Here is a 25041-nt window from a genome sequence, read left to right as displayed (position 1 = left end):
CATGTTGCTTTATGGACATGGTTGCAGCATTGATATCATTTGGCCATAACTCTGAAAGGAAGCTGAACCGTGCGCACTGTGATTCGTCGTGGCGGGATGCCGATCCTCTTGTTGCTGCTGTGTATGGCAAGCGTATTTGCCTGGGCGGGTAACACGCCCTGTTCGGGGAAAAAGGGCGGAATCGATCGCTGTGATGGCGAGTTGTTTTTGTGTAATGACGGATCGATCAGCGCATCGAAAAAAAATTGTTCGGCTTTATATGGCGGCGGCAGCCAGGCTCGGCCCCAGACGCTGCTGCCGAGCGACGATGGTTGCACATGTGGCACCGGCTCGTTTTGTACGGGACCTCGAGGCGGGATTTACTGCCTGACGCCCAGCGGTAACAAGAGTTACAAACGCAAGTAGGCAATGCATAAAACCCGCTGTTATTGCCGGTTCCTTGCAAAATGCATGGATATCGGAAGTTCAATCTTTATAACGTATTGAAATCAAAAGATTTTTGTAAACTTCGCGACTGGCACGCTGGCTGCACTTCTTCGTACGAAGAGTTGTAACACTATCTTTCTGCCTGGAGCGATAAAACAATGAATAGATCCCCTGATGGTTTCTATCCTGCCGAATACGAATCGAGCTCGCGCTCGGGCGTGTCCTGGGGTGCCATTTTCGCCGGTGCCGCGGCGGCGGCTGCATTGTCGCTGATTCTGGTGCTGCTCGGCTTCGGCCTGGGTTTTTCCGCGGTGTCGCCCTGGGCCAATGAAGGCATGAGCGCCAAGGGCCTGGGTATCTCCACGATCGTCTGGCTCGCCGTCACACAAATTATTGCCTCGGGACTTGGCGGTTACATTGCCGGTCGCCTGCGGGTGAAGTGGGCGAACATGCACGGTGACGAGGTTTACTTCCGTGACACGGCCCATGGCTTCCTGGCCTGGTGCGTGGCAACCCTGGTGACCGCGACACTGCTGGTCGGCTCGGTCAGCGGTATCGTCAGTGGCGGGGTGCAGGCCGGCGCGAGTGTCGCCGGTGGTGCCGTCAATGCCGCCACCCAAGCGGCCGGTGCGGCTGCCGGCAATACCGACAGTGATCAGTACGGTTACTTCATCGACAGTCTGTTTCGTGCCGATACTCCGGCCGCCACCAGCGATGAGGCCGCCCGTGGCACCGTGACCCGCATCTTCGTGCGCAGCCTGAGCGATGGTCAACTGTCTGCTGAGGACCGCACCTATCTGGCACAACTGGTCGCCCAGCGGACCAACCTCACTCAAGCGGATGCCGAGCGTCGTGTCGATGAGGTGTATGCCCGCACTCAGAAAGCTGTAGCCGACGCCAAAGTGGCCGCCCAGCAAGCTGCTGATACGGCTGCAAAGGTCGCCGCAATGACCTCGCTATGGATGTTCATTGCACTGTTGATCGGCGCGTTTTTCGCCAGCTTTTGTGCAACGTTCGGTGGTCGTCGTCGGGATGCGGTCGAGTATCTTGAAACCGACGCTTATGTAACCACCACTTCAGTCCCGGTTCGTTAACCCAGGAGAACTTCCATGCGCTCATTACTGCTGTTCTTTCTCGGCATTCCTATTCCGATCATCATCCTGATCGCGCTGTTTACCTGATACTACTGGGGCTTGTGCCTCTGCCGCTTCTGCCTCTGGTGGAAGCGGCGTTTTTATTTGAGTAGGGTGATAGTTACCTTTGATGGAGACTGGCAATCCGTCATCGTCGGAACGCCGCCCGGAGCAAGCTCGCCCACAGTGGATTTGTGAACGCCACATTAATTGTGGGAGCGAGCTTGCCCGCGAAGGGGCCAGACCAGTCACAACAACTCTGTCTATTCGATCGGCGTATCGACAAACACCCCAAGCCCCTCCGCATACTCCGTAAATTCACTGATCCGTGGAAACCGCCCAGCCTCCACCTGTTCCGGCACCACCAGGTTGGTGAAGCTCCAGGCCACCGCCAAGGTAATCCCATCCTGCGCAATCGAACCGTCAGTCTTCAGCGGCTGCTTTTCCAGCTCCCGCTCCAGTGCCGAATACGCCGCCGCCAGTTGTTCTTCGACCCGTTCCACCCAGGGTTCAAACTGGATATGGGCCGGCCGCAGGTTGCGTTCGTAGTAAATCTGTACGGATTTCTCGCAGGCCACCAGCCCCAGACCAATCACGCGCAATGCGCGCAGTCGTTGATCGAGGTCGCCGGGCATCAAACTCTTCCCGGGAGCGGCCAGCGCTTGGAGGTAATCGATGATCAGCGTCGAATCCATCAACACTTCACCGTCATCCAGCACCAGTGTTGGCGCCTTGACCACCGGGTTGATCTGGCGGAATTGCTCGAAGTGCCGAAACACCGATACCGACTGATGTTCAAGCACTATCCCCAGGCATTTGGCAGAAATGGCGACGCGCCGCACGTAGGGCGAATCCAGCATGCCGATCAGTTTCATTGACACTCTCCTTCGATGACCATTGCGCGATGGACAACCTTAGCTTAGGTTCAACGGGCTGCAGTCGTAGGGCGTGAAGGCAACAAAGTGTAAACTCAAGCGCTGAAAACGAAACAAATCAGCAAAATGCGCCACGCCTGAGCCGCGTGGCGCAGCCGTTTGTCTTCTCTGTACAGCCGCTCGATGGAATTTCTTGCTATAAACGCACTCCGATAACCACCCCATAGCCTGCCAGATAGCACTTTAGGGGCTTTGTCGGACGAATTCGCTGTCTTTTCAGTTGCTGAGGTCTCAAGTCGGCCTTAGACTGCCGCCCCTCGTAAATTGAGTGCCGGGTGGCGCTTGGAACAATTGGCGCCTTTCCGAGGACCGACCCAGGTCCGCCGGAACGCTCCCTAATTCGCCTTAATGCACGTTTTTTTATAGAGATATCAATGACAAAGGACAAGTTGCTGGCCATGCCGGCGGATGACTACATGAATGCCGAGCAACATGCTTTTTTCTCCGAGCTGTTGCAGAACATGAAAGTCGAAACCCATGAGCGCATCGAACAGAACCGCATCGCCATCGAGAGCCTGGACACCCCGGCCGACCCGGCTGACGCTGCTTCTGTCGAAGAAGAGCGCACCTGGCTGGTGAACGCGATCGATCGCGACCAGCGCATGCTGCCTCAGTTGGAACAGGCACTGGAACGCATTAAAGAAGACAGCTTCGGCTGGTGCGACGACAGTGGCGAGGCCATTGGCCTCAAGCGCCTGCTGATCAGCCCGACTACCAAGTACTGCATCGAAGCGCAAGAGCGTCACGAGCAGATCGACAAGCACCAGCGTCAGGCCTGATTCAGTAGCGCCCTCATCGCGGGCAAGTCGGATCGCCGCAACGCTGCTCCCAGAAGGTTTGCATTGAACCTGTGGGAGCGGCGGTACGGCGATCCGACTTGCCCGCGATGCTTTTCGACGTCTGTGAAAAACCAGTGTGTACTTCCATTGATCTGCTGCAACGCCCACTACTAATGGACCATGGATAATGGCCTTGTGCTGGCGTTTAATGCGGACACAACAATTAGAAGACACCTGGGGTGACAACGATGACGCGAGACGGGTCTTTGGCCGCGGCAGTGCCTGCAGCCGTACTTCTGCCGAAAAACCAGTGGCTGACGCCGACCCTGCAAAGCATCGCCCTGATGCTCCTGTTGTCAGGCATGGCGCTGGGCGGCGGGTCGCTTTACTTCGGCCTGCCGTTGGCCGTGCTGATCATCTGGCTGCCGCGCCTGCGCTCGCGCCCGATCCCCCACATCCCTGCCGATAACGGCGACGCCATCGCCGAGTTGACTCGCGACCTGTCCCATATCACCAGTCATAACGCACTGTCCGCCGCCGGCGTGGCCTATTCGGTCAAGCAACTGGCCGACAAACTGCAATCGCAACTCGGTGCCGCAGCGCAGATTGTCAGCAACGCCGAAGTGATGATCGCCACTGAACAAGCCACCTCGACGCTTAGCCGGCAGGCCCTCGGCGCCGCCAGCGAAGCTCACCGAAGCAGTGCGGCAGGGCGCACGGAGCTGATCGAGTCCATCGCCCGCATGCATCAACTCAGTCAGCGCGCCAACAACAGCCGGGAGCTGATCGAAGCCCTGAGCCTGCGCAGCGACGATATCCAGCGGGTGACCCTGGTGATCCAGTCCATCGCCAGCCAGACCAATCTGCTCGCCTTGAATGCCGCCATCGAAGCGGCGCGGGCCGGGGAACACGGTCGTGGTTTCGCGGTGGTGGCCGATGAGGTTCGCGGTCTGGCCGCGCGCACGGCAACGGCGACCGGCGAAGTAGGGGAAATGGTTTCCGATATCCAGCAACGCACCGCGCAAGTGGTGGAGCAGATTCGCCAGCTGTCCAGCGATCTCGACAGTGGCGTCGAACAGGTCGAACGCACCGGGCAGCATCTGCAAAATATCGCGCGCCTTGCGGCCGGGGTCGAAAGCCAGGTCGGGGATATCGCCAAGGGCACGGACACCAACCGCGAGCAACTGGACAGCCTGTTTCACGCCATCGAGCAGATGCGCAGCGACCTGGCGATCAGCGACGAGCAGACTCAACGCCTGGCCCAGGCAGCCGTGCAAATGGAAGGTCAAGCCGAAACCATCAGCGAGCGCCTCGCTGAAGTCGGACTGGACGATTACCACCAGCGGGTTTATGACCTGGCCCGAGAAGGCGCGAAACAAATTGCGGCGCGTTTCGAAGCGGATATCGACGAGGGTCGTATCAGCCTCGATGACCTGTTCGATCGCCACTACCAGACGATTCCCGGCACCCGCCCGGCCAAGTACCAGACCCGCTTCGATCGCTACACCGATCAGGTGTTGCCGGCCATCCAGGAGCCGTTGTTGAGGGGGCACGAGGGGCTGGTATTCGCCATAGCCTGCACGCAGCAGGGCTACGTGCCGACCCATAACAACGTGTTCAGCCAGGCACTCACGGGGGATGCTCAGGTCGACAGCCTGCAAAACCGTACCAAGCGCAAGTTCGCCGACCGTACCGGGATTCGCTGCGGCAGCCATCAACAGGCCGTGCTGCTGCAAACCTATACCCGCGACACCGGTGAGCTGATGCATGATCTTTCGGTGCCGATCATGCTCAAGGGCCGGCATTGGGGTGGTCTGCGGCTGGGCTACAAGCCCCAGAGCCCTCGCTGAGAGCACGTATGCTGCCTTGTAGGAGCGAGCCTGCTCGCGATGGATTCCAGAGCGCCGCGTTTTATCCAGCAAACACGCGTTATCGTTGACGACCATCGCGAGCAGGCTCGCTCCTACAGGTATTATTGTTACAGTTTTAGCAATGAAGCTGTACGGCAGCGTTGCTGTTTCCCCGGAAATGAACTCGTTAACATGCCTACATAGTTAGGTTGCTAATGAAGTTCGAGGGGTCAGCGATGCAGTGCAGAGTCGATGTGGCTGTCATGATTGGCAGCGGCGTGCCCGCCAGCTTGCGTGCGAGGGGGCAAAGTGTCTGCTGGGTGGTTCTGCTCGATGGCGAACGCCGGGGTACGGCATTCTCCAGTCGCGAAGAGGCGCAGGCGTGCAGGGCTGCCTGGTTGGCGCAATTGAACGCCGGAACACCCGACAGCCTGCATTGAATCAGCGGTTAGTGAACCTGGTGCATGCGCAGGTTGAGGTCGTCGACCACCCGTGCCCAATCTGCGTCTTCGCGCAATTGCTCTTTCAGGAAGCCGGCTTGCTGCGGCGTCCAGAACTCGGCATCGATGAGTTTTTTATCTTCGGGCAGCGGCGAATGGCTGGCGATGAAATCGTCGATGGCTGTCTCGCTGGAGTCCAGGCCGAGTTGATCGAACAAGCCTTTCAAGTCATGTGTAGGTGAATCCATCTTCATCTCCTTGCTGGTCACGCGGATGCGAGATCTGAGGTGCGGCGTCATTGCATCTGAGGGAGCCGCGCTTCAGGAGTTCGATAGCGATGTTCGAAAGCAGGAAAGAGCATAGACTGCAAACCGCAGATCAGGCTTTCAAGGCGCCCTCATCGACGGCAAGCTTCAAGGCTTTGGCGGCCTCCTGGGCGGCGATAGCGGCGACGTCGGAGGTCTTGAACCAGCGATCCTTCTCGACCTGGTGATAGGTCACGGTAGTCAGCGGTGGTTTGGCGCGCATGATGATGACGGCCTGGAATTCGCCTTCAACCTCTCTGGCTTCGCCCCGGATAAAAAATTCACCGATATCAAATTCCGTCACGTAGCCGCCTTCCCTTGGAAATATTATGGTGTGTCGAACGCCGCCCGCCCTGGGGATGCGATTCGGTTGGTCGGCCAGTATGGCAGTAGTTGTCTGCCGACGGCTGAGTTAAGTCGCCGGCATGACGAAACGTCCATCAGGATGGAGGTCGCAGGCCTGTCAAATACGCGACTCCAGGGAGCGGGCGAGGGCGCAGGCTTCATTATGATCACCGCGGAAACCTCTTACATGGCCCGTGGAGATTTCCTTGATATGGAAGAATGCGTTGCCCGCCAGAACCACCTGGAACCGCGGTGCGGCGAGGCCTGGGGCGGGAACGTCATGGGGCTGGAACACCGTCTGGTGTCGGATCGTGCGAATGCTGGTATAGATTGGCTGAGGTTGAGCGAAGTGAGTCAGTGTGCACATGGGAAGTCCTTTTCGTTGTTTTGCCGACGTGTGTACTTCGTTTTGAGTGGTCTGGATGAGCATCGCTGCTCTAGAATCACCACCATTGGTGGGCGATTGATGGTTATCTAAAGCAATTTTTTGCTGGCGATATGTAAGAAAAGTGCTTTTTTTTTGGCGTTTTTTCCCTAAAGTTAGTAATCCGGTTTTTCTGGCCGTCAGCAGGGCGTTTTCCTTCAACCTCTGACGAACAACAGGCAGGGCGGCGCGAGTGACATTCCAGTAGTCTTTTCTCGCCTCGCCGAGGATGAGCGCTGCGCTCGTCCTCAGGATTTCAACCGGGCCATTTGGCTAAACCCTCGGCATTGCCGCTTTTTTCTGCTGTGCGCTTTTTCCGTGTGCGGCATCATTTTCAGATGTGGGGATGTTTCCTTGGCAGTAAGTAATCTCGATATGCATGCCTTGTTCGTGTTGGGTGATTTGCGCGCAAAGCTGGTTAAACAGTTTCAGTCACGTTTCGTTTACATCACCGAACAGAACGCCGAAGGCATTTACATTGCCGAAATCGATACCGAGTCTGCGTTGGTGGTAGACGACAAACCAGGACTGAAGCTCAAGGTGGGCGATCATTTCAGCGCTGCCGTACTGCCCAGTCGCGAAGGCGGCAAGCTGGACATCAAGTTCCGCGAAATCAAACTGACGGTGTACGGGCTGGGCGATTACGCCTACGTGACCAGCGCCGATGGCCACGGGATCCTGTTCAAGGAAGGTCATAGCGTGGTGATGGTGTTCGCGGCTCACCAACAGCTGCAGGAAGGCCTGACCAAAACCCTCAAGGCCGTTACCCGCAAGGCTGCCACGTGGCGCAAGGGTGAACTGGTGACTTTCAAGGCCAGCGAGTAAGGCCCTCGAAAGCAGGAACCTCTACTACAGTCAGTTGACTGAGTATTCAGAGGCTTTGCGGTCTTCTGCCAGGCCATCCTGCCATTGCTGTGAACAGCACGAGGTGCAAAACCATGAACGGATTTCGACGGCTGCTGGCCGCCACCCTGGCCACGTTCGGTTTGTTGGCTTCACCCGTTCCAGTGATCGCTGCCCAGGCGCCGATCCACTTTGCCGACCTGAACTGGGAAAGCGGCAGCCTGATCACCGACATCCTGCGGATCATCGTCGAGAAGGGCTACGGTTTACCGACCGATACCTTGCCGGGGACGACCATCACCCTGGAAACCGCCCTGGCCAACAATGATATCCAGGTCATTGGCGAGGAGTGGGCCGGTCGCAGTCCGGTGTGGGTCAAGGCCGAGGCCGAAGGCAAAGTGGTGAGTCTGGGCGACACGGTCAAGGGTGCCACCGAAGGCTGGTGGGTGCCGGAGTATGTGATCAAGGGCGACCCGGCCAGGGGCATCAAGCCATTGGCGCCGGACCTGCGCAGTGTCAGCGACCTGCCCAAGTACAAGGACGTGTTCAGCGATCCGGAAACCCCGGGCAAGGGGCGCTTCCTCAACAGCCCGATCGGCTGGACCTCGGAGGTGGTCAACAAGCAGAAGCTCAAGGCGTACGGCCTGGACGACAGCTATGTGAATTTTCGCAGCGGCTCGGGGGCGGCACTGGATGCGGAGATCAGCTCATCGATTCGCCGCGGCAAGCCGGTCCTGTTCTATTACTGGTCACCGACGCCATTGCTTGGGCGTTTCAAGCTGATTCAACTGCAAGAGCCACCCTTCGATGCCGAAGCCTGGAAAACCCTGACCAACGCCGATCATCCGAATCCGAAGCCGACGCGTTCGCTGGTCTCGAAGCTGTCCATCGGCGTGTCCACGCCATTCCAGAAACAATACCCGCAGATTGCCGAGTTTTTCAGCAAGGTCGATTTTCCTATCGATCCGCTGAACAAGGCCCTGGCCGAGATGAGCGAAAAGCACACCCCGCCACGGCAGGCGGCGCAGGCGTTCATGAAGGCGCACCCGCAGGTGTGGCGGGCGTGGGTGCCCAAGGATGTGGCGGATAAAGTGGCTTCAGAGTTGAAATGATGGGGTGAGGCTGAGAGCGGCTTTACCACCGTCGATCACGAATACCCTTACAAAATCGTTCAATGAAGTTCATCCTGCTGCGACATTTTATGCTGGACGTCTGAACATGAGCCTGATTATTGCGCAATGGATAGCTGCCATCTTCCTGTTGATCAGCCTGATTCACCTGTACTGGGCGGCGGGTGGCAAGTTGGGCAGCGAGGCTGTGGTGCCGCAGGTACCCGCACAGGCCGGCGGGGAGTCCAGGCCGGCGTTCAAGCCTTCGGGATTTGCCACGCTGCTGGTGGCGGTTGGCTTGCTGTTGATCGCGATGCTGGTGTGCCTGCGGGTCGGGCTGTATCTGCCCCGGGTGCACCATTGGTCGCTGCAATGGGTAATCAGCGCCATTGCGATGCTGATGTTCGCCCGGGCCATCGGCGATTCGAATCTGCTGGGGTTCTTCAAGCAGGTGAAGGATTCGCGGTTTGCCCGGCTCGATACCTGGGCTTATTCGCCGTTGTGTGTGGTGTTGGGGGCTGGGCTTTTGGCAGTGGCCTGGATCTGAAAAGCTTCGCCGGCAAGCCGGCTCCTACAAGGGATCCGTGTTCAACCCCAATCCCTGTAGGAGCTGGCTTGTCGGATCGCCGCATCGCAGCGAAGAGGCCCTGTCAATCGATACACCTCTTTAAACCTGACTCTCGCTTTTAATACGCCGACTACTCACCTCCGCCGGCACATCATCCCCGGCCATGCGCTTGCGGAACAACGCCGCCCGCGCCAGCAGCAAGGTGGTCACCGGCACGGTGATCGCCAGCAGAACCGGAATCAGCCAGGCATGCAGCACCGGCGCGGACTTGAGCGCGGAAAAGTAAATGATCGAGGCCAATGCCGCGCACCACGCGCCGAGTGTCGAGGCCAGGGCCGGCGGGTGCATGCGCTGGAAGTAATCCCTCATCCGCAGCAGGCCGACGGCGCCGATCAGCGCGAACAGGCTGCCGAGCACCAGCAGGATCGCCACCGGAATCTCCACCCAAAGCGATAGCTCCATATTCATTCGATCACCTCGCCACGCAGCAGGAATTTGGCCAAGGCAAACGAGCCGACGAAGCCGAACAGGGCGATCAGCAACGCCGCCTCGAAGTAGGTGTCACTGGCATAACGAATGCCCAGGGTCAGCATCATCAGCATGGCGACGATGTACAGGTAATCCAGGGCCAGGACCCGGTCCTGGGCCGACGGGCCCTTGAACAGGCGGATCAGGGTCAGCACCATCGCCAGGGAAAAGATGAACAGGCTCAGCAGGATCGCGTTCGACAGCAGCGGGCTCATTCGAAGATCTCCATCAAGGGGCGCTCGTAGGTTGCCTTGAAGTGCTGGATGAACAGCGCTTCGTCATCCAGATCGAACACGTGCAGCAACAGGATGCTGCGATCCAGCGCCAGTTCCGACCAGACGGTGCCGGGGACCACGGTGCAGATCATCGACAGCGCCGCCAGGCCGTTGGCATCGCGCAGGTCCAGGGGCACCTTGATGAAATGCGAGCGTGGTGGGCGACGCCCGGCGTTGAGCACGCCCCAGGCCACGGCGAGGTTGGACACCACCACGTCGCGCCCGACCAGCAGGAACAAGCTCAGGATTGCCCCGGGGCGACGGATGCGGATCGGCAGCGGACGCAGCTTGCGCATCATCAAAGGCGCACAGAACCCCAGCATCGCGCCCAACAGCAGATTGCCGGGGTTTATCGACAGGTTCAGCACCAGCCACAACAACCACAATGCCAGGGACAACCACGGCGCGGGAAACAGACGCTTCATGGTTGCACCTCGGCGAGCGCGGCTTTGGCTTCGGGGCTTGGAATCGCGCGAGTGTCGAGCACCGCCATCACGTATTGTTCCGGGTTGTTCAGGGCGTCTGCGGCGGCCTGGGTGTAGCGCAGCAGTGGCTCGGCCTTGAACGTGAGCGCAATGCTCAGGCCCAGCAGCGCGATGATCGGCACGCATTCGAAGCGACGCAGCAAGGGCGATGGCCGTTCTTCAGGGGTCCAGAACCGCTGGATGCCCAGGCGCGAAAAGGCAATCAAGGAAGCCAGCCCGGAGATAATCAGCAGCGCCAGCAATCCCCACGCCGCGTTCGACACCGGTACGTCGCCGGAATGTCCCAGGCCCAGCGGGTTGAGCAGGGCGCTGAGCAGGCCGAGTTTGCCGATGAAACCGGAGAGCGGCGGCATGCCGATGATCAAGAGCGAGCAGGCGATGAAACTCAAGCCCAGGAACGCCATGGTCCAGGGGATCACCTGGCCGACCACGGCTTTCTGTTCGTCGTCGAGGTTGATGCCTTTGGGTGGCTGCAGGGATTCCAGCGGTCGCGGCAGCAGGTCGCCGTCATCGAACAGCGGCATCTCATTGGCCGAACGCGAACGCTCGATCAACTCGGCCAACAGGAACAACGTGCTCAAGGCCAGGGTCGAGCTGACCAGGTAGAACAGTGCCGCACCGATCAGGTTGGGCTGGGCGAAGCCTATGGCCGCCAGCAGGATCCCCGCCGACACCAGGATGCTCAGGCTGGCCAGGCGTTCCAGGCGTTGGGCGGCGAGGATTGCCACCGCCGCACAGACGATGGTCGCCATGCCGCCATAGATCAGCCAGTCGCCGGCAAAGTAGGCCGATGCGCCGGCCTGGCCGGAGAACAGCAGGGTCCACAGGCGCAACAGGGTGTAGACGCCGACCTTGGTCATGATCGCGAACATCGCCGCAACCGGTGCGCTGGCCGCGGAGTAAGCTGGCACCAGCCAGAAGTTCAGCGGCCACATCCCGGCCTTGGCCAGGAACGCCACGGCGAGAATCGCCGCGCCGGCGTGCAGCAGGCCGCGATCGGCTTCGGGCACCAAGGGGATTTTCAGCGCCAGGTCGGCCATGTTCAGGGTGCCGGTGACGCCGTAGATCAGCGCCGCGCCGATCAGGAACAGCGACGAGGCCAGCAGGTTGATCGAGATGTAATGCAGCCCCGCCGACACCCGCGACCGGCCAGAACCGTGGAGCATCAGGCCGTAGGAGGCGGCCAGCAGCACTTCGAAGAACACGAACAGGTTGAACAGGTCCGCCGTCAGGAACGCGCCATACAGGCCCATCATCTGGATCTGGAACAGCGCGTGAAAACTCGAACCGGCGCCATCCCAGCGGGCCATGGCGAACAGCAAGGCGCTGACGCCGATGATCCCGGTCAGCACCAGCATCAGCGCCGACAGGCGATCGACCACCAGTACGATGCCAAATGGCGCTTGCCAGTTGCCCGGCAGGTAGACGCCAATGGAGCCGGGCACGCCGGTGTCCTGGGTCCATTGCAGCAACAGCACGGCGATGCCCAGGCCCACTAGGCTGGACAGCAGGTTGATCCTGGCTTTCAGCGGCCGGTGTTTCTCGCCCAGCATCAGCATCGCGGCGGCGGTCAGCAGCGGCAGCAGAATCGGTGCGGCGATCAGGTGCGGCATCAGGTTCATTCTTTAGGCTCCCGGCCATCCACATGGTCGGTACCGGTCAGGCCCCGGGATGCGAGCAGCACGACGAGGAACAGCGCGGTCATGGCGAAACTGATCACGATCGCCGTCAGCACCAGCGCTTGCGGCAGGGGGTCGGTGTAGTGCAGCAGGTCCTGCGGCACGCCGTCCTTGATGATCGGCTCCTTGCCGATGAACAGGCTGCCCATGCTGAAGATGAACAGGTTGACGCCGTAGGACAGCAGGCACAGGCCCATGACCACCTGGAACGTCCGTGGGCGCAGGATCAGCCAGACGCCGGACGCGGCCAGTACGCCGATGGCGATTGCGATGACTTCTTCCATCAGACGGCTCCTTCGGTGGCGACGGCTCTGGGCAGGGCAGCGGTCTTGTGACCCCGTACCGATTGGTGGGCGAGGGCGGTGAGGATCAGCAGGGTCGAACCGACCACCACGGCGTACACGCCGATATCGAAGAACAGCGCGCTGGCGATGTGAATGTCACCGAACACAGGCAAATCGAAATGCCAGGTGTGGGTGGTCAGGAACGGATACCCGACCGCCATCGCCCCGAGCCCGGTCACGGTGGCAAACAGCAGCCCGGTGCCCATCCAGCGCAGGGGCCGCAGGCTCATTTGCGCCTCGACCCACTGGGTGCCGGCGACCATGTATTGCAGGATGAACGCCACCGACATCACCAGGCCCGCAACGAAGCCGCCGCCCGGTTGATTGTGCCCGCGCATGAACAGGTAGACCGACACCACGAAGGCAATCGGCAGCAGCAGGCGCACGAGCACCGCCGGCACCATCATGAAGCCGAGCGCGGTGTCGCTGGCGTGACGCGGGTTGACCAGGTCGGTGACCACATCGGGCGCCAGCAGGCGCTGCTGGGCCGGCAACTGCAGGCTTTCTTTTGGCGGGCGGAAGCGTCGCAACAGGGCGAACACGGTCAGCGCCACGGCCGCCAGCACGGTGATTTCGCCAAGGGTGTCGAAACCACGGAAGTCCACCAGCATCACGTTGACCACGTTGCTGCCGCCACCTTCGGGCAGGGCGCGGCTGAGGTAGAACGAAGAAATGTCGTTGGGGGTCTGGCGCGTCAGCATGGCGTAGGACAGCAGCGCCATGCCGCCACCGACCGCGATCGACAGCAGCAAGTCGCGCAAACGACGAATGCGTGCCTTGCGCAGCGTGCTCGGCAGCGGTGACACCTCTTCGATCCGCCGCGGCAGCCAGCGCAGGCCCAGCAGAATCAGGACCGTGGTCACCACTTCGACCACCAGTTGCGTCAGTGCCAGGTCCGGCGCCGAGAACCAGACGAACGTGATGCACGTCATCAGGCCGCAGACGCTGACCATGGTCAGGGCTGCGAGCCGGTGGTACTTGGCCTGCCACGCCGCGCCGAGGGCGCAGGCGATTGCCAGCAGCCACAAGGTCACGAACACGATCGAACCGGCAATCTTCGGGCGGTCGCCCCAGCTCAGGCTGCTGTGGAGCATCGGGATCAGCCCGGCCAGCACGGCGGCGAGCACCACCAGGAACAGTTGGGTCTGCAGGCGCTTGGTACTGATCCGCCGCTCCAGGCGCCGGGCCAGGCGCATCATGACCACCAGGCTGCGCTCGAACAGGCGCTTGCCGTTGAACCGGCCAATCAGCGGCGGGTACTTGAAGCGCCCGCGCTTGAGCTGATTGCGCAGCAACAGGTAGAGCACGATGCCGCCGGACATGGCGACCAGGCTCATGATCATCGGCGCGTTCCAGCCGTGCCAGATCGCCAGGCTGTATTGCGGCAAGACGCCGCCCACAACGGGCTGCGCAGCGGCGGCCAACAACGGGCCGACCACCTGCGCAGGGAAAATCCCCACGATCAGGCAGGCGAACACCAGCAATTCCACCGGCGCGCGCATCCAGCGTGGCGGTTCATGCGGGGTGTGCGGCAGGTCGGTGGCGGTCGGGCCGAAGAACACATCCACCGTGAAGCGCAGGGAATAGGCGACGCTGAACGTGCCGGCGATGGTCGCGACGATCGGCAGGGTCAATTCGATCCAGGCCGTGGCGTTGATGAACACGGTTTCGGCGAAGAACATCTCTTTGGAGAGGAAGCCGTTGAGCAACGGCACCCCGGCCATCGAGGCACTGGCGACCATGGCCAGGGTCGCGGTGAACGGAATCAGCTTGACCAGGCCGCTGAGCCGGCGAATGTCGCGGGTGCCGCTTTCGTGGTCGATGATCCCCGCGGCCATGAACAGCGAGGCCTTGAACGTGGCGTGGTTGAAGATGTGGAACACCGCGGCCACGGCGGCCAGCGGACTGTTCAGCCCCAGCAGCAGGGTGATCAGGCCCAGGTGGCTGATGGTCGAATAGGCCAGCAGGCCCTTGAGATCGTTCTGGAACATCGCGCAGTACGCGCCGAGCAGCAGGGTGCAGGCCCCGGCGCCGCTGACGATGTAGAACCATTCTTCGCTGCCGGACAGCGACGGCCACAGCCGTGCGAGAAGGAACACCCCGGCCTTGACCATGGTTGCCGAGTGCAGATAGGCCGAGACCGGTGTCGGCGCCGCCATCGCATGGGGCAGCCAGAAGTGGAAGGGGAATTGCGCGCTTTTGCTCAAGGCGCCGATCAGGATCAGGGGCAGCAGCACAGGGTAGAGGGCATGTGCGCGAATCAGTTCGCCGGCGGCCAGGACCTTGTCCAGGTCATAGCTGCCGACCACATGGCCCAGCAGCATGACCCCCGCCAGCAGGCACAGACCGCCCGCGCCAGTCACCATCAGCGCCATGTAGGCGCCGCGCCGTGCATCGGCGCGGTGGTGCCAGTAGCCGATCAGCAGGAATGAAAAGAGGCTGGTCAGCTCCCAGAAAAACACGATCTGGATCAGGTTGCCGGAGATCACCAACCCGAGCATCGCGCCCATGAACGCCAGGAAAAACGCGAAGAACCGCGGCACCGGGTCGTCCGGCGACATGTAGTAGCGGGCGTACAAGGAGACCAGGGTGCCGATGCCGAGCACCAGCATCGAGAACAGCCAGGCGAAACCGTCCATGCGCAGCACGAAGTTCAGGCCCAGGCTGGGCAACCAGAAGAATTCTTCGCGAATCACACCGCCATCGGCGATTTGCGGGAACAACAGGGCGACCTGGATGGTGCCGATCAGGGCAACCAGGCCAGCCAGCAAGGATTCGGTGTTACGCGCGTTGTGTGGCAGCACGGCGGCCAGACAGCTGCCGACAAAGGGCAGAAGCAGTAGAACTATCAGGGACATAGGCTTCTAATCTGCGGAAGTTTGTGAAGCATCATACGTGCCAGCTCCCGGATCGCCAAACACCAAGCTGTCGCAGAATCCTACAAGGTAGAGGGATAAATCCTGTTTTTTATTGTTTCGCAGGTCTGTGTTCAGCAGGGCTTGCTCGCGAAGACTATCTACCAGACGCTACAAATCCAGAAGCTCAACCCTGGATTTCCTGCTCCATCTCTTTCTCAGCCGCAACAATCTTCCCCTTGGTCTTCAACTCACTGACAATCACCGCCGCCACGATCAACCCCGCCCCTAGCAACGCAATTGCCGGCAACCGCTCCCCGGCAATCCGCCCGACAATCCCGGCCCACACCGGCTCTCCGGCATAGATCAAGGTCGCCCGGGTCGGCGAAACGCTCTTCTGCGCCCAGTTCATCGCCACCTGGATCGCCGCACTGGCCGCACCCAAACCCAGCGCACTGCACAACAGCAACCAGGAAAAATCCGGAATCACTTCCTGGGTTGGCACCACCATCAGGAACGCCAGTACCGAGGTCACCGCCAGTTGCACCACCGTCACCCGGCGCACATCGACCTGGCCGGCATAGGTGCTGATCAAGATGATCTCCGCCGCGATCGCCACGGCGCTGATCAGCGTGGCGATTTCACCGGGGCTGAAATTGAAGGCCGCCCCGGAAGGCCCCGACAGCAGCATCAACCCGGTAAACGCCAGCATGATCCCGATGCTCGGCATCAACCCCGGGCGGCGTCCCAGCACCAGCCATTGCAGCAACGGCACGAAAGGCACGTACAACGCGGTAATGAACGCCGACTGACTGCTGGGAATGCTCTGCAAGCCCACGGTCTGCAAGCCGTAACCGAGCATGATCGCCACGCCGATGAAGGCCCCGGCCTTGAGTTCGAACAGGGTCAGCTGGCGCAGATGCCGCCAGGAGAACATCGCGACAATGATCGCCGCAGCGGCAAAGCGCAGGCCGACGAAAAACATTGGCCCGCTGACAGTCATTGCATGCTGGACCAGCAAAAAGGTACCGCCCCAGACCATGGTGATCAGCACCAGCACGCACTCGGCCTTGCTGAACCGTGAGAAACGGGAAGAAACCTGAGAGGAGTTCACCGACGTCATGACCTTGCGCGCTACCTGGGGTCGACGCACAATGCGTCGAATGTTGCGCAGTATACTGCCCAACCCCACCAAGTGAGCAATATAGTGCACAAAGATTCCACGCATCGGGCTTCGGTCCTTCAGCATGTCAGCCACAATGTTCGGCGTCTGCGCCATGCCGCCGACATGAGCCAGACCGCGCTGGCTGAGAAGTCCGGCGTCAGTCGACGCATGCTGGTGGCGATTGAAGCGGGCGAAAAGAATGTCAGCCTGACCACCCTCGACCGCGTGGCCGAGGCCCTGGACGTTGCCTTCAGCGACCTGATCCAGGCCCCGGACGCCCGCGACCCCAGTCGCATCAACGAAGTGGCCTGGGCCGGGACGATTCCCGGCAGCAAAGCCGTTCTGCTGTCCAAGGCCACCGCCACTCGCGAGGTGGAGCAATGGGAATGGTGCCTGCAACCGGGCGAAATCTACCCGTCGCAACCGGATGCCGATGGCTGGAGCGAACAGATCTACGTGTTCGAAGGCTGCCTGACGTTGATGCTCGGCGACACGCCACACGCGATTGGTGCCGGTGAGTTCTATATGTTTGCCAGCAACCAGCCCCATGCCTATCGCAACGACGGGGCGGTGGCCGCGCGGTTCGTGAGGAATGTGGTGATCTGACTGCTTGCCAATCAACACCGGGTAGACACTTAGCCGACACGACACACATCCCCTGTGGGAGCGAGCTTGCTCGCGATGACGGTGTGTCATTCAACATCGATGTCGACTGATGCACCGCCATCGCGAGCAAGCTCCCACAGGTATCGCTCGAATGCTGGGATCCTCCGGTGGCAAGCAGCAGAAGGTCCCATCGGTCCGGCCTGGATCATGCATCCTACTTTGGTACTGCTTGACGAAACTTCCATGGGTTTGACGCCTATTATCGTCCAGAAGATTTTCGTGATAGTCGTCCAGCCCGGCAGCAGCGAGGCGCTGTTGACTCAGGGCGACCTGTACGATTCCTAACAGGCAAACACTAACCAGCGAGAACGGCATGAGCGAACCCCAAAGCGGACCGGTAACCGACGCCATCCGCACTGCAGACATCCTGATCGTCGGCGGCGGCCTCAGCGGCGCGATGCTGGCGGCGCAATTGCTGCGCCTGCCCGGCAAACGATCGGTGCTGGTGATTGAACCCCGCGCCGAACTGGGCCGGGGCGAGGCGTATAGCGCGGTCGAGTTGGGTCATACCCTCAACGGCAACGCGGCCCGCATGAGCGTCGACCCGGACAACGCTGACGACCTCACCCAATGGCTGACCGAATTCATGGCGGCAGGTGGCTGGCCGGAGTCCGACGAGCAGCATGTGCCGGTCAGCGAACTGTTCCCGCCACGAGGGCTTTTCGGGGTTTACGTGCAGCAGCGCCTGGTGCAGGCGCAAGCAGTGGGGGCGTTGAACGGTTCGACGGTCGAGCATGTGCGGGCCGAGGTGGTCGACTTGCAGACGCTGGACGATTCGGTGCGGCTGACCCTGAGTGACGGGCAACGCTTGCAGGGTACTTATGCGGTGCTGGCGACCGGCATGTTCCCCGCCGCGCGTACACCGCAGACCGAATCCAGCGGGTTGAACGCCGCGGCACTCGACCCGTGGGATGTCGCTGCCATGCGCCAGCTTGATCCGCAGTCGACTGTGCTGATCATCGGCTCGGGCCTGACCATGGTCGATGCCGTGGTGTCGCTGGAACAGGCCGGGCATCGCGGGCCGATCGAAGTGTTTTCGCGCCATGGACTGCTGCCGCATGTGCGTCGACAACCGCCGGCCTGGGCGGATTTTCTTGCCGAGGAGCCGAGCATTCGCACGCCGCGCCAGCTGGTGCGCGAGTTGCGCCGGCATTGCCGGGACGCTATCGCCCAGGGCATCGACTGGCAGGCGCCGCTGGATACGGTGCGGGCGCACATCGGCCGGCTGTGGCATCAGGCGACGGACGTGCAGCGTCGGCAGTTCGTGCGGCATGTGCGGCCGTGGTGGGAAAGTCATCATCACCGTTCACCGCCCTTGAGTGCCGAGCTGGTGGCGCGGCTGCATGGAGAAGGACGGTTGCGGATTCAGGCGGCGTCGTTCAAGGGGCTGGAGCCGTCTTCGGGTGGTGAAGTGCGCATTCGTATTCGTCGACGTGGTGAAGTTGAAACTGTTGTGGTCAGTGGTGCCGCGTTGATCAACTCCAGTGGCATTGAATACGACTGGCGACGGGTGGCGCGGCCATTGCCCCAGCAGCTGTTGGCTCGCGGGTTGGTGCGACCGGGGCCGTTGGCGTTGGGGATTGCGGCCGAGGTTGATGGTGCGGTGGTGGGCGTTGATGGTCAGGTTGCCTGTCGACTGTTTGCCATGGGGCCGCCGTTGCGTGGCATGTGGTGGGAGAGTACGGCGGTGACGGATGTGGCGAGTCAGGCCAAGGCTCTCGCCGCTCGACTGGTGACTGGCGGGTAGAGGCCCGGTTTTTGGGCATGAAATCGATCAACCTTATTTGGGCATGACACAGATCACCCTGTAGGAGCGAGCTTGCTCGCGATGGACTTCCAGACAACGCGGGCATTCAGACAGCCCGCGTCATCGTTGACGCCCATCGCGAGCAAGCTCGCTCCTACAGGGGGGGCCGTATCAGGCAGCACAATGCCGTTGATCAATAACGCTGATATTTCGAACCAAACTCGGGACGGTTTTCCGCTACGTAGAGTTTGCCTTGTTGGCTGTCTTTATGGTCAATACCAACGGTGTTCACATTCAACACTGCCGGCTGGCTGACTTTAGCCGCCGCAGCGACAGTTGACGCGGCATGCGGAGCCGCAATGGCGGACGTAGCGCCAAGAACCGACAGGGCGAAACCAAGACCGATAATGCTTTTCATGATGGTGCTCCAAAGAAGTGGGGAGAAGATGTCGCCACTCTAGAGCTGGAACACTGCGATGAAAAAACACCCTGACGCATAGTCTCTATCGAGAACATTGATCCTTTGTCAGCCTGACTCAGGACTCTGCGCCGAGCATCTCCACCGGGTAAGAGAACACATAACCTTCGCTGCGCACGGTCTTGATGTAGGTCGATTCACGGGAGTCGTCCTTGAGCCGCTGGCGCAAACGGCTGACCAGCAGGTCGATGGAACGGTCGAACAGGTCGGCGTCGCGGCCTTGGGTCAGGTTGAGCAACTGGTCGCGGCTGAGGACCCGTTGCGGGTGGTCGAGGAAGACGCGCAGCAGGCGGTATTCGGCACCGCTGAGAGCGACCATGGTGCCGTCTTCGTCCAGCAGGTGGCGGGCGGTGGTATCCAGGCGCCAGCGGCCGAAGCCCAGCTGTCGGCCGCTTTCACTGATCAGCAGGTTGGGGGGCAGCATCCGTGTGCGGCGCAGCACGGCATTGATCCGCGCCAGCAGTTCGCGGGCGGCGAAGGGTTTGGTCAGGTAATCGTCGGCGCCCATTTCCAGGCCGAGGATGCGGTCGGTTTCATCATTACGGGCGGTGAGCATGAGGATCGGCGTGGCCTTGTGCTTGCCCGAGCGCAACTCGCGGCACAACTGCAGGCCGTCATCGCCGGGCATCATGATGTCGAGCACGATCAGGTCCACGGTGTTGGCTTCGAGAAAGCTGCGCATCTGCCGGCCATCGGCGACCACGGTAGTGCGCAGGCCGTTCTTTTTCAGGTAATTGCCCACCAGTTCGCGGATCTCGCGATCGTCGTCGACGATCAGGATGTGGTCCACATGGTCCATTGCTCAACCCTCTTGTCATTCGCACGTTGCGCATTCCAGGGAGCCACGTCGAGGTGCTTGCCGGCCTTTATACATCCTACTGTATCTGGCGTTGCTTCAAGCCTTGTAGCGTCAATGAAGACGCCTTCGCCGGCAAGCCGGCTCCTACAGGTTTTTTTGTGTCGGGTCCATCATGTCAGTCAGCAAGGTATCCGTGGCGAGGGGGCCAGCCCCTCGCCATAGAATTTACTTGAGCAATGTCATGCAACCACTTGATAACACGGAACATACGCCGCGCCACCGGGCAATTTCATCCGGTGCTGGGCGACAAAGGCCTTGAGCAGTTGATCGAGCGGCTGCATGACGGCCACATCGCCGCGGATCTGGTATGGCCCGTGTTCTTCGATCAGGCGGATGCCTTTGTCCTTGACGTTGCCGGCGACGATGCCGGAGAACGCGCGGCGCAGGTTGGCGGCCAGTTCGTGGGCGGGCAGGTTGCGGCTCAGTTGCAGGTTGGCCATGTTTTCGTGGGTCGGATCGAACGGACGCTGGAAGCCTTCATCGATCTTCAGCAGCCAGTTGAAATGGAAGGCGTCGTTGCGTTCGCGGCGGAACTGTTTCACCGCCTTGAGACCTTGGGTCATCTGCCGCGCCACTTCGGCCGGGTCGTCGATGATGATCTCGTAATGTTGCTTGGCGCCTTCACCCAGGGTGGCGCCAACAAATGCATCAAGCTGTTCCAGGTACGGCGCGGCGTGTTTCGGGCCGGTGAGGATGACCGGGAAGGGCAGGCCCTTGTTGTCCGGGTGCATCAGGATGCCCAGCAGGTACAGGAACTCTTCGGCGGTCCCGGCGCCGCCGGGGAAGATGATGATGCCGTGGCCGACACGGACGAAGGCTTCCAGGCGCTTTTCAATGTCCGGCAGGATCACCAGTTCGTTGACGATCGGGTTCGGCGCTTCCGCGGCGATGATGCCGGGTTCGGTCAGGCCCAGGTAGCGTCCGCCATGGATGCGCTGCTTGGCGTGGGCGATGGTCGCACCTTTCATCGGGCCCTTCATCACGCCGGGGCCGCAGCCGGTGCAGATGTCCAGGCTGCGCAGGCCCAGTTCGTGGCCGACTTCCTTGGTGTATTTGTACTCTTCGGTGTTGATCGAGTGGCCGCCCCAGCACACCACGATCTTCGGCTCGATACCGGGACGCAGGGTGCGGGCGTTGCGCAGCAGGTGGAAGACGTAGTCGCTGATGCCCTGGGAGGTGCTCAGGTCGATGCGCTGGGCGTCGAGCTCGTTTTCGGTGTAGACGATGTCGCGCAGGGCACTGAACAGCATTTCCCTGGTGCTGGCGATCATTTCGCCGTCGACGAAGGCGTTGGCGGGCGCGTTCAGCAGTTCGAGGCGAACGCCACGGTCCTGCTGGTGAATGCGGATTTCGAAGTCCTTGTAGGCTTCGAGGATGGTCTTGGCGTTATCAACATGGGCGCCGGTATTGAGGATGGCCAGGGCGCACTGGCGGAAGAGGGTGTAGGTGCTGCCGGATCCGGCTTCGCTCAGTTGCTGTACTTCACGTTGAGAGAGGGTTTCCAGGCTGCCTTTGGGGCTGACCGAGGCGTTGATTACATGTCGTTGGGTCATTCAATGATCCTTAAAACGATGTCATCCGCCCAAGGGAGGACAAATGGCATCCGAATAATATGCATCCATGAAAGAAGATGGCACGAACTGCGCTGGATCGCCATTTTCCCGTGTAACGATAAATATATGAAAAGAAGTCCCAGCATAGCTAAATCCCTCGCAGAGGCGATAATGCCCCGCAGACTTTTTGCCCATGCCCGAAGGAAACCCGACGCAATGTTCGAAATCCAGCCGAAGAATGCCGCCGCCTATCGGCAGCAGACACGCCGCAGCACAATCATCATCGCCCTGATGTTCCTGGCGCTGGCGATGGTGTTGTCCACCGCGGCGGTGGCGCTGTTCGGCGAGCCTGGCGGTGACAATCTGCGTTTCAACGTCGGTGGTGTGTTTGTGGCGGTGCTGCTGATGGTCGCGTTGATGCGCAGCACCTTCTGGACCCAGGAATGGATGGCGCCGGCCGTCTATGGCTGGCAGCTCAAGCGCAGCCTGATGAGCATCACTAACGTCATGCACCAGGTCACGGCAGCCGTGGAGCGGGACGACCCGAGCGCGATGAAGCTGTTGCGCTTCTACCATCTCGGGTTGAGCCAGATGCACGAGCTGGACGGTAATTCCAGTGATCACAGCCAGTTGTCGCGTGAGATGGATCAACACAAGGCGCGGATGGAAGCCTTGGGCATCGACATCGAACAGACCCGGATGAATCCGGCCTGGATCGAGGCGGTGAAACAGGCGTCGCGGTAGTCTCCAGAGCCTGGGCAGAGCACCCCCGGGGTCCAGGGTTGCGGGAAGGTCAGGATTAGGTTGAACTGATCAAGCACAGTGAATGCAATAATGGGTAGTCAGCAACGGCGATCGGGATGGGTCGCCGGTTCATCAGGATTCAGGGAGCGTCATGGGTCATCCGTCCGTTAAAGATCGAATCGAACAATCGCGCCGCGGCGTGGCGCTGATCGCCGAGCAGTCAGTGACCCGCCTCAAGGTCCGCTCGGTGGTGTTTCTGCTGCTCGCGGTATGCCTGTCCATGATCGCCATCGTGATCTGGGAGACCTGGAACTCGCGCCAGTACCATCTGCATGACAAGGAAGTGGCGATGTCCAACCTTGCGCAGACCCTGGCTTCGCAAGCACAAGCATCGATCAAGCAGGCCGACACCCTGTTGTTCACGCTGGTCGACCGCCTTGAAAACGACGGCATCACAAAGGGCCAGGTACCAAGGCTCGAGCGGTTGCTCACGGCCCAGCGCAGTGAGCTGAGCCAGATTCATGGTTTGTTTGTTTATGACGATCAAGGGCGCTGGATTGCCAATTCCAATGGCGCCGTCATGCCCGACGCGAACAATGCCGACCGCGAATATTTCATCTTCCATCGTGATCATCCCGATCGTGGCCCGCATATCGGTCCGTCGATCAAGAGTCGGTCCACCGGCGAATGGATCATGACAGTGTCTCGTCGCGTCAATAATCCCGATGGCAGCTTCGCCGGCGTGGCGCTGGCAACCCTTTATCTCAGTCATTTCCTTACGCTCTACGACAGCATCGACATGGGCCATAACGGCGTGATCAACCTGATCGCCAACGACGCCAGCATCGTCGTGCGCCGGCCGTTCAAGGAGGCTGAAGTGGGCAGCAGTGTCGCCAAGGGGCCGCTGTTCACCCAATTGTTGCCCAAGGGTGACTTTGGCACCGCAACGGTCCCCTCGTATGTCGATGGTGTCGAGCGTGTGGTCGGGTTTCGCAGGGTCGACGATTACCCGCTGATCATTTTCGCCGCGCTGGAAAAAGAGGAAGTGTTGGCCGGCTGGCGCGAGCAGGCGCTGCTGAGTGCGGGCATCGTTTCGTTATTCCTCGGATTCCTGTTGGTATTCGGCTATCGCCTCATTCGCCTGATGAGACAGCAGAATCACGTCCAGAGCGTCTTGCTCGATGCCCAGGAAAAGCTGATCGAGGTCAACCGCAGCCTCGAGTTGCTGGCACTGGAGGACGCATTGACCGGGTTATCCAACCGGCGCCAATTCGATCTGTTCATTCTTGCCGAAATGGGCCGGGCCAGACGGAGCCAGACCCACCTCGCACTGCTGATGATCGATGTCGATCACTTCAAGAGCTTCAATGACCTCTATGGTCATGTGGCCGGGGATGAAAGCCTGCGCAGCATCAGCGCGATCATCAGTGACACCATCAAGCGTCCCGGTGACCTGGCCGCGCGTTATGGCGGTGAAGAGTTTACGGTGGTGTTGCCTGGCACCGACTATGTGGGCGCGTTTCTGGTAGCGGAGAAAATCCGTCGCGCGGTGCAGCAGGCCGGCATCGTCCACAGTGAGGGTGTAGACGGCACGGTCACCGTCAGCCTGGGAGTCTGCGCCTATGACCCGGCCTCTCAGAGCCAGCCCAATGATCTGGTCACTGCTGCGGACAAGGCGCTCTATGTCGCCAAGGCCAGCGGCCGGAACATGAGCGTGATAGCCAACTGAGTGTCATTACACCCGACGCAGCTTCCACGCCCTGGCCAGCCGCCTGTAGATCAGCACGTTGATCACCAGCACCACAACGCCCAGCCCCAGCTGAATCGCCGGCGTCAGGCCGGCCGGGTAAATGACCGGCCACAGGTAATGTTCGATGAAGCCGCCACCATAGCCGGTCTGCCCGGCCCCGTGGCGCATGAGGTTTTCCCAGCCAGTCAGCGGGCAGGGCAAGTGGAAGACTTCCACCGAAACGCCCCAGACAGCCGCGGGCAGGTGCCACCAGATCAAAAGGCGCCATTTGAGCACCAGCAGACCGCCGAACAGTACGAACAGAATGAACAGCAGGTGAAACAGCACCAGCCCGTCGGCGGCGATTCGGTACAGCATTGTCGACACCCGCAAGTGTTATGCCAATGGCTCCATGGTACTCGGACGGGTGACGGAGGCGAACAATCGGCGCCGGTCGCGTTCAAGTGCGCAAGATTGTTCACGCCACCAGGCCGCTCGAAACTGTTCTACGCTTAAGGTTGATGACTGATCCCTTCAGGAACAGAGGTGAGCATGGCAACCGACACCAAACGCCCGGATCCGGATGATGAAGACATGGATGAACCGACGGCAGAAGAACTCGAGGAGCAGCGACGTTCGACGCCGGACTGGAAGCATCCCGACGACGGCAAAGAGCTGTCTGAACGTGACCAGGAACGTCCACTGAAGCCCTGATCCTGCAGATACAACAAACCCGCCATTGAGCGTGATGCCGTTGTAGGAACAAGCTTGCTCGCG

General features: G+C 60.6%; 28 protein-coding genes and 1 pseudogene. 14 read left to right on the top strand and 15 right to left on the bottom strand.

All coding sequences use genetic code 11. The features are described from left to right. The first annotated feature begins 96 nt into the window (after nucleotides 1-96). Nucleotides 97-405 carry a YdcA family protein gene (locus tag J2W17_RS11350; RefSeq protein ID WP_307334077.1) on the top strand — a complete coding sequence of 103 codons (309 nt, stop codon included), beginning with the start codon at nucleotides 97-99 and terminating at the stop codon, nucleotides 403-405. A gap of 179 nt (nucleotides 406-584) precedes the next feature. Then, nucleotides 585-1520, top strand: coding sequence for a hypothetical protein (locus J2W17_RS11345; protein WP_307333592.1), 936 nt, complete (start codon nucleotides 585-587; stop codon nucleotides 1518-1520). Between the two features lie 302 nt (nucleotides 1521-1822). Here the strand turns inward: J2W17_RS11345 and J2W17_RS11340 are convergent, their stop codons facing one another. Next, nucleotides 1823-2434, bottom strand: a complete 612-nt coding sequence (locus tag J2W17_RS11340) for a glutathione S-transferase (RefSeq protein ID WP_307333590.1) — start codon at nucleotides 2432-2434, stop codon at nucleotides 1823-1825. Between the two features lie 434 nt (nucleotides 2435-2868). Here J2W17_RS11340 and J2W17_RS11335 point away from each other — a divergent pair, with 434 nt between their 5' ends. From J2W17_RS11335 to J2W17_RS11325, 3 genes are all read left to right on the top strand, one after another. Beyond that, nucleotides 2869-3273 (top strand): TraR/DksA family transcriptional regulator, encoded by a 405-nt coding sequence (locus J2W17_RS11335; RefSeq protein ID WP_007907888.1) that lies wholly within the window; start codon nucleotides 2869-2871, stop codon nucleotides 3271-3273. A 248-nt stretch (nucleotides 3274-3521) separates the two neighbouring features. After that, the gene (locus tag J2W17_RS11330; protein WP_307333589.1) at nucleotides 3522-5123 is read left to right on the top strand and encodes a methyl-accepting chemotaxis protein; all 1602 of its coding nucleotides are present in this window, start codon (nucleotides 3522-3524) and stop codon (nucleotides 5121-5123) included. 236 nt (nucleotides 5124-5359) lie between these two features. Next, nucleotides 5360-5563 carry a hypothetical protein gene (locus tag J2W17_RS11325; protein ID WP_307333587.1) on the top strand — a complete coding sequence of 68 codons (204 nt, stop codon included), beginning with the start codon at nucleotides 5360-5362 and terminating at the stop codon, nucleotides 5561-5563. Nucleotides 5564-5571: 8 nt separating this feature from the next. Here the strand turns inward: J2W17_RS11325 and J2W17_RS11320 are convergent, their stop codons facing one another. The 3 genes from J2W17_RS11320 to J2W17_RS11310 form a co-directional block, all read right to left on the bottom strand. Next, nucleotides 5572-5811, bottom strand: a complete 240-nt coding sequence (locus J2W17_RS11320; RefSeq protein WP_307333585.1) for a DUF2789 domain-containing protein — start codon at nucleotides 5809-5811, stop codon at nucleotides 5572-5574. 130 nt (nucleotides 5812-5941) lie between these two features. Further along, nucleotides 5942-6172 (bottom strand): hypothetical protein, encoded by a 231-nt coding sequence (locus tag J2W17_RS11315; protein WP_033057642.1) that lies wholly within the window; start codon nucleotides 6170-6172, stop codon nucleotides 5942-5944. Between the two features lie 159 nt (nucleotides 6173-6331). Further along, nucleotides 6332-6580 (bottom strand): hypothetical protein, encoded by a 249-nt coding sequence (locus tag J2W17_RS11310; protein ID WP_307334075.1) that lies wholly within the window; start codon nucleotides 6578-6580, stop codon nucleotides 6332-6334. Between the two features lie 432 nt (nucleotides 6581-7012). Between J2W17_RS11310 and J2W17_RS11305 the strand changes: the two genes are divergently transcribed. The 3 genes from J2W17_RS11305 (at nucleotide 7013) to J2W17_RS11295 (ending at nucleotide 9136) form a co-directional block, all read left to right on the top strand. Next, complete coding sequence (locus tag J2W17_RS11305) at nucleotides 7013-7462, top strand: hypothetical protein (RefSeq protein ID WP_191626326.1); 450 nt, start codon at nucleotides 7013-7015, stop codon at nucleotides 7460-7462. 113 nt (nucleotides 7463-7575) lie between these two features. Beyond that, nucleotides 7576-8592 (top strand): ABC transporter substrate-binding protein, encoded by a 1017-nt coding sequence (locus tag J2W17_RS11300; protein ID WP_307333583.1) that lies wholly within the window; start codon nucleotides 7576-7578, stop codon nucleotides 8590-8592. 106 nt (nucleotides 8593-8698) lie between these two features. Continuing rightward, nucleotides 8699-9136 carry a DUF3995 domain-containing protein gene (locus J2W17_RS11295; protein WP_307333581.1) on the top strand — a complete coding sequence of 146 codons (438 nt, stop codon included), beginning with the start codon at nucleotides 8699-8701 and terminating at the stop codon, nucleotides 9134-9136. Nucleotides 9137-9256: 120 nt separating this feature from the next. Here the strand turns inward: J2W17_RS11295 and J2W17_RS11290 are convergent, their stop codons facing one another. The 7 genes from J2W17_RS11290 to J2W17_RS11260 form a co-directional block, all read right to left on the bottom strand. Next, a complete protein-coding gene (locus J2W17_RS11290; RefSeq protein ID WP_307333579.1) occupies nucleotides 9257-9625 on the bottom strand; it encodes a Na+/H+ antiporter subunit G in 369 nt (122 codons plus the stop codon). Continuing rightward, nucleotides 9622-9900, bottom strand: a complete 279-nt coding sequence (locus tag J2W17_RS11285; RefSeq protein ID WP_045060409.1) for a K+/H+ antiporter subunit F — start codon at nucleotides 9898-9900, stop codon at nucleotides 9622-9624. Before J2W17_RS11285 ends, J2W17_RS11290 begins: the two co-directional genes overlap by 4 nt. Next, nucleotides 9897-10385: a Na+/H+ antiporter subunit E gene (locus J2W17_RS11280; RefSeq protein WP_307333576.1), complete on the bottom strand. Its 489-nt coding sequence runs from the start codon at nucleotides 10383-10385 to the stop codon at nucleotides 9897-9899. Before J2W17_RS11280 ends, J2W17_RS11285 begins: the two co-directional genes overlap by 4 nt. Continuing rightward, nucleotides 10382-12067 carry a monovalent cation/H+ antiporter subunit D gene (locus J2W17_RS11275; RefSeq protein ID WP_307333574.1) on the bottom strand — a complete coding sequence of 562 codons (1686 nt, stop codon included), beginning with the start codon at nucleotides 12065-12067 and terminating at the stop codon, nucleotides 10382-10384. The genes J2W17_RS11280 and J2W17_RS11275 overlap by 4 nt, the downstream gene beginning before the upstream one ends. Next, the gene (locus J2W17_RS11270; RefSeq protein WP_007986256.1) at nucleotides 12064-12408 is read right to left on the bottom strand and encodes a Na+/H+ antiporter subunit C; all 345 of its coding nucleotides are present in this window, start codon (nucleotides 12406-12408) and stop codon (nucleotides 12064-12066) included. Before J2W17_RS11270 ends, J2W17_RS11275 begins: the two co-directional genes overlap by 4 nt. Further along, complete coding sequence (locus J2W17_RS11265) at nucleotides 12408-15326, bottom strand: monovalent cation/H+ antiporter subunit A (protein ID WP_307333571.1); 2919 nt, start codon at nucleotides 15324-15326, stop codon at nucleotides 12408-12410. Before J2W17_RS11265 ends, J2W17_RS11270 begins: the two co-directional genes overlap by 1 nt. Nucleotides 15327-15510: 184 nt before the next feature. Beyond that, nucleotides 15511-16551 (bottom strand): DMT family transporter, encoded by a 1041-nt coding sequence (locus tag J2W17_RS11260; protein WP_307333569.1) that lies wholly within the window; start codon nucleotides 16549-16551, stop codon nucleotides 15511-15513. Between J2W17_RS11260 and J2W17_RS11255 the strand changes: the two genes are divergently transcribed. The 3 genes and pseudogenes from J2W17_RS11255 to J2W17_RS11250 all read left to right on the top strand — a co-directional run bounded on the left by J2W17_RS11255 (nucleotide 16531) and on the right by J2W17_RS11250 (nucleotide 18901). Continuing rightward, a complete protein-coding gene (locus tag J2W17_RS11255) occupies nucleotides 16531-17094 on the top strand; it encodes a helix-turn-helix domain-containing protein (protein WP_307333567.1) in 564 nt (187 codons plus the stop codon). The genes J2W17_RS11260 and J2W17_RS11255 overlap by 21 nt on opposite strands. 160 nt (nucleotides 17095-17254) lie before the next feature. Continuing rightward, nucleotides 17255-17388: pseudogene (locus J2W17_RS31110) on the top strand (ABC transporter ATP-binding protein); the annotation flags it as partial. A 79-nt stretch (nucleotides 17389-17467) separates the two neighbouring features. Beyond that, the gene (locus J2W17_RS11250; protein WP_307333565.1) at nucleotides 17468-18901 is read left to right on the top strand and encodes an FAD/NAD(P)-binding protein; all 1434 of its coding nucleotides are present in this window, start codon (nucleotides 17468-17470) and stop codon (nucleotides 18899-18901) included. A gap of 193 nt (nucleotides 18902-19094) precedes the next feature. On the opposite strand, the gene J2W17_RS11245 is transcribed toward J2W17_RS11250, so the two are convergent. The 3 genes from J2W17_RS11245 to ppnN all read right to left on the bottom strand — a co-directional run bounded on the left by J2W17_RS11245 (nucleotide 19095) and on the right by ppnN (nucleotide 21791). After that, nucleotides 19095-19319 carry a hypothetical protein gene (locus tag J2W17_RS11245; protein WP_307333563.1) on the bottom strand — a complete coding sequence of 75 codons (225 nt, stop codon included), beginning with the start codon at nucleotides 19317-19319 and terminating at the stop codon, nucleotides 19095-19097. Nucleotides 19320-19437: 118 nt separating this feature from the next. Further along, entirely contained in the window at nucleotides 19438-20178 is a 741-nt protein-coding gene (locus J2W17_RS11240; RefSeq protein WP_307333561.1) for a response regulator, read from the bottom strand. A gap of 239 nt (nucleotides 20179-20417) precedes the next feature. Beyond that, complete coding sequence (gene ppnN / locus J2W17_RS11235; RefSeq protein ID WP_307333559.1) at nucleotides 20418-21791, bottom strand: nucleotide 5'-monophosphate nucleosidase PpnN; 1374 nt, start codon at nucleotides 21789-21791, stop codon at nucleotides 20418-20420. 216 nt (nucleotides 21792-22007) lie between these two features. Between ppnN and J2W17_RS11230 the strand changes: the two genes are divergently transcribed. After that, nucleotides 22008-22535 carry a DUF3087 domain-containing protein gene (locus J2W17_RS11230; protein ID WP_307333557.1) on the top strand — a complete coding sequence of 176 codons (528 nt, stop codon included), beginning with the start codon at nucleotides 22008-22010 and terminating at the stop codon, nucleotides 22533-22535. A 151-nt stretch (nucleotides 22536-22686) separates the two neighbouring features. After that, a complete protein-coding gene (locus J2W17_RS11225; protein WP_307333555.1) occupies nucleotides 22687-24264 on the top strand; it encodes a sensor domain-containing diguanylate cyclase in 1578 nt (525 codons plus the stop codon). 6 nt (nucleotides 24265-24270) lie between these two features. On the opposite strand, the gene J2W17_RS11220 is transcribed toward J2W17_RS11225, so the two are convergent. Beyond that, the gene (locus J2W17_RS11220) at nucleotides 24271-24642 is read right to left on the bottom strand and encodes a DUF2784 domain-containing protein (RefSeq protein ID WP_307333553.1); all 372 of its coding nucleotides are present in this window, start codon (nucleotides 24640-24642) and stop codon (nucleotides 24271-24273) included. A 168-nt stretch (nucleotides 24643-24810) separates the two neighbouring features. Between J2W17_RS11220 and J2W17_RS11215 the strand changes: the two genes are divergently transcribed. Next, complete coding sequence (locus J2W17_RS11215; RefSeq protein WP_307334102.1) at nucleotides 24811-24978, top strand: hypothetical protein; 168 nt, start codon at nucleotides 24811-24813, stop codon at nucleotides 24976-24978. Nucleotides 24979-25041: the final 63 nt, after the last annotated feature.

Origin of the sequence: Pseudomonas lini (genome assembly GCF_030812475.1) — a bacterium.
GTDB lineage: Bacteria > Pseudomonadota > Gammaproteobacteria > Pseudomonadales > Pseudomonadaceae > Aquipseudomonas > Aquipseudomonas lini_A.
This window is presented reverse-complemented; position numbering and strand designations above follow the sequence as displayed.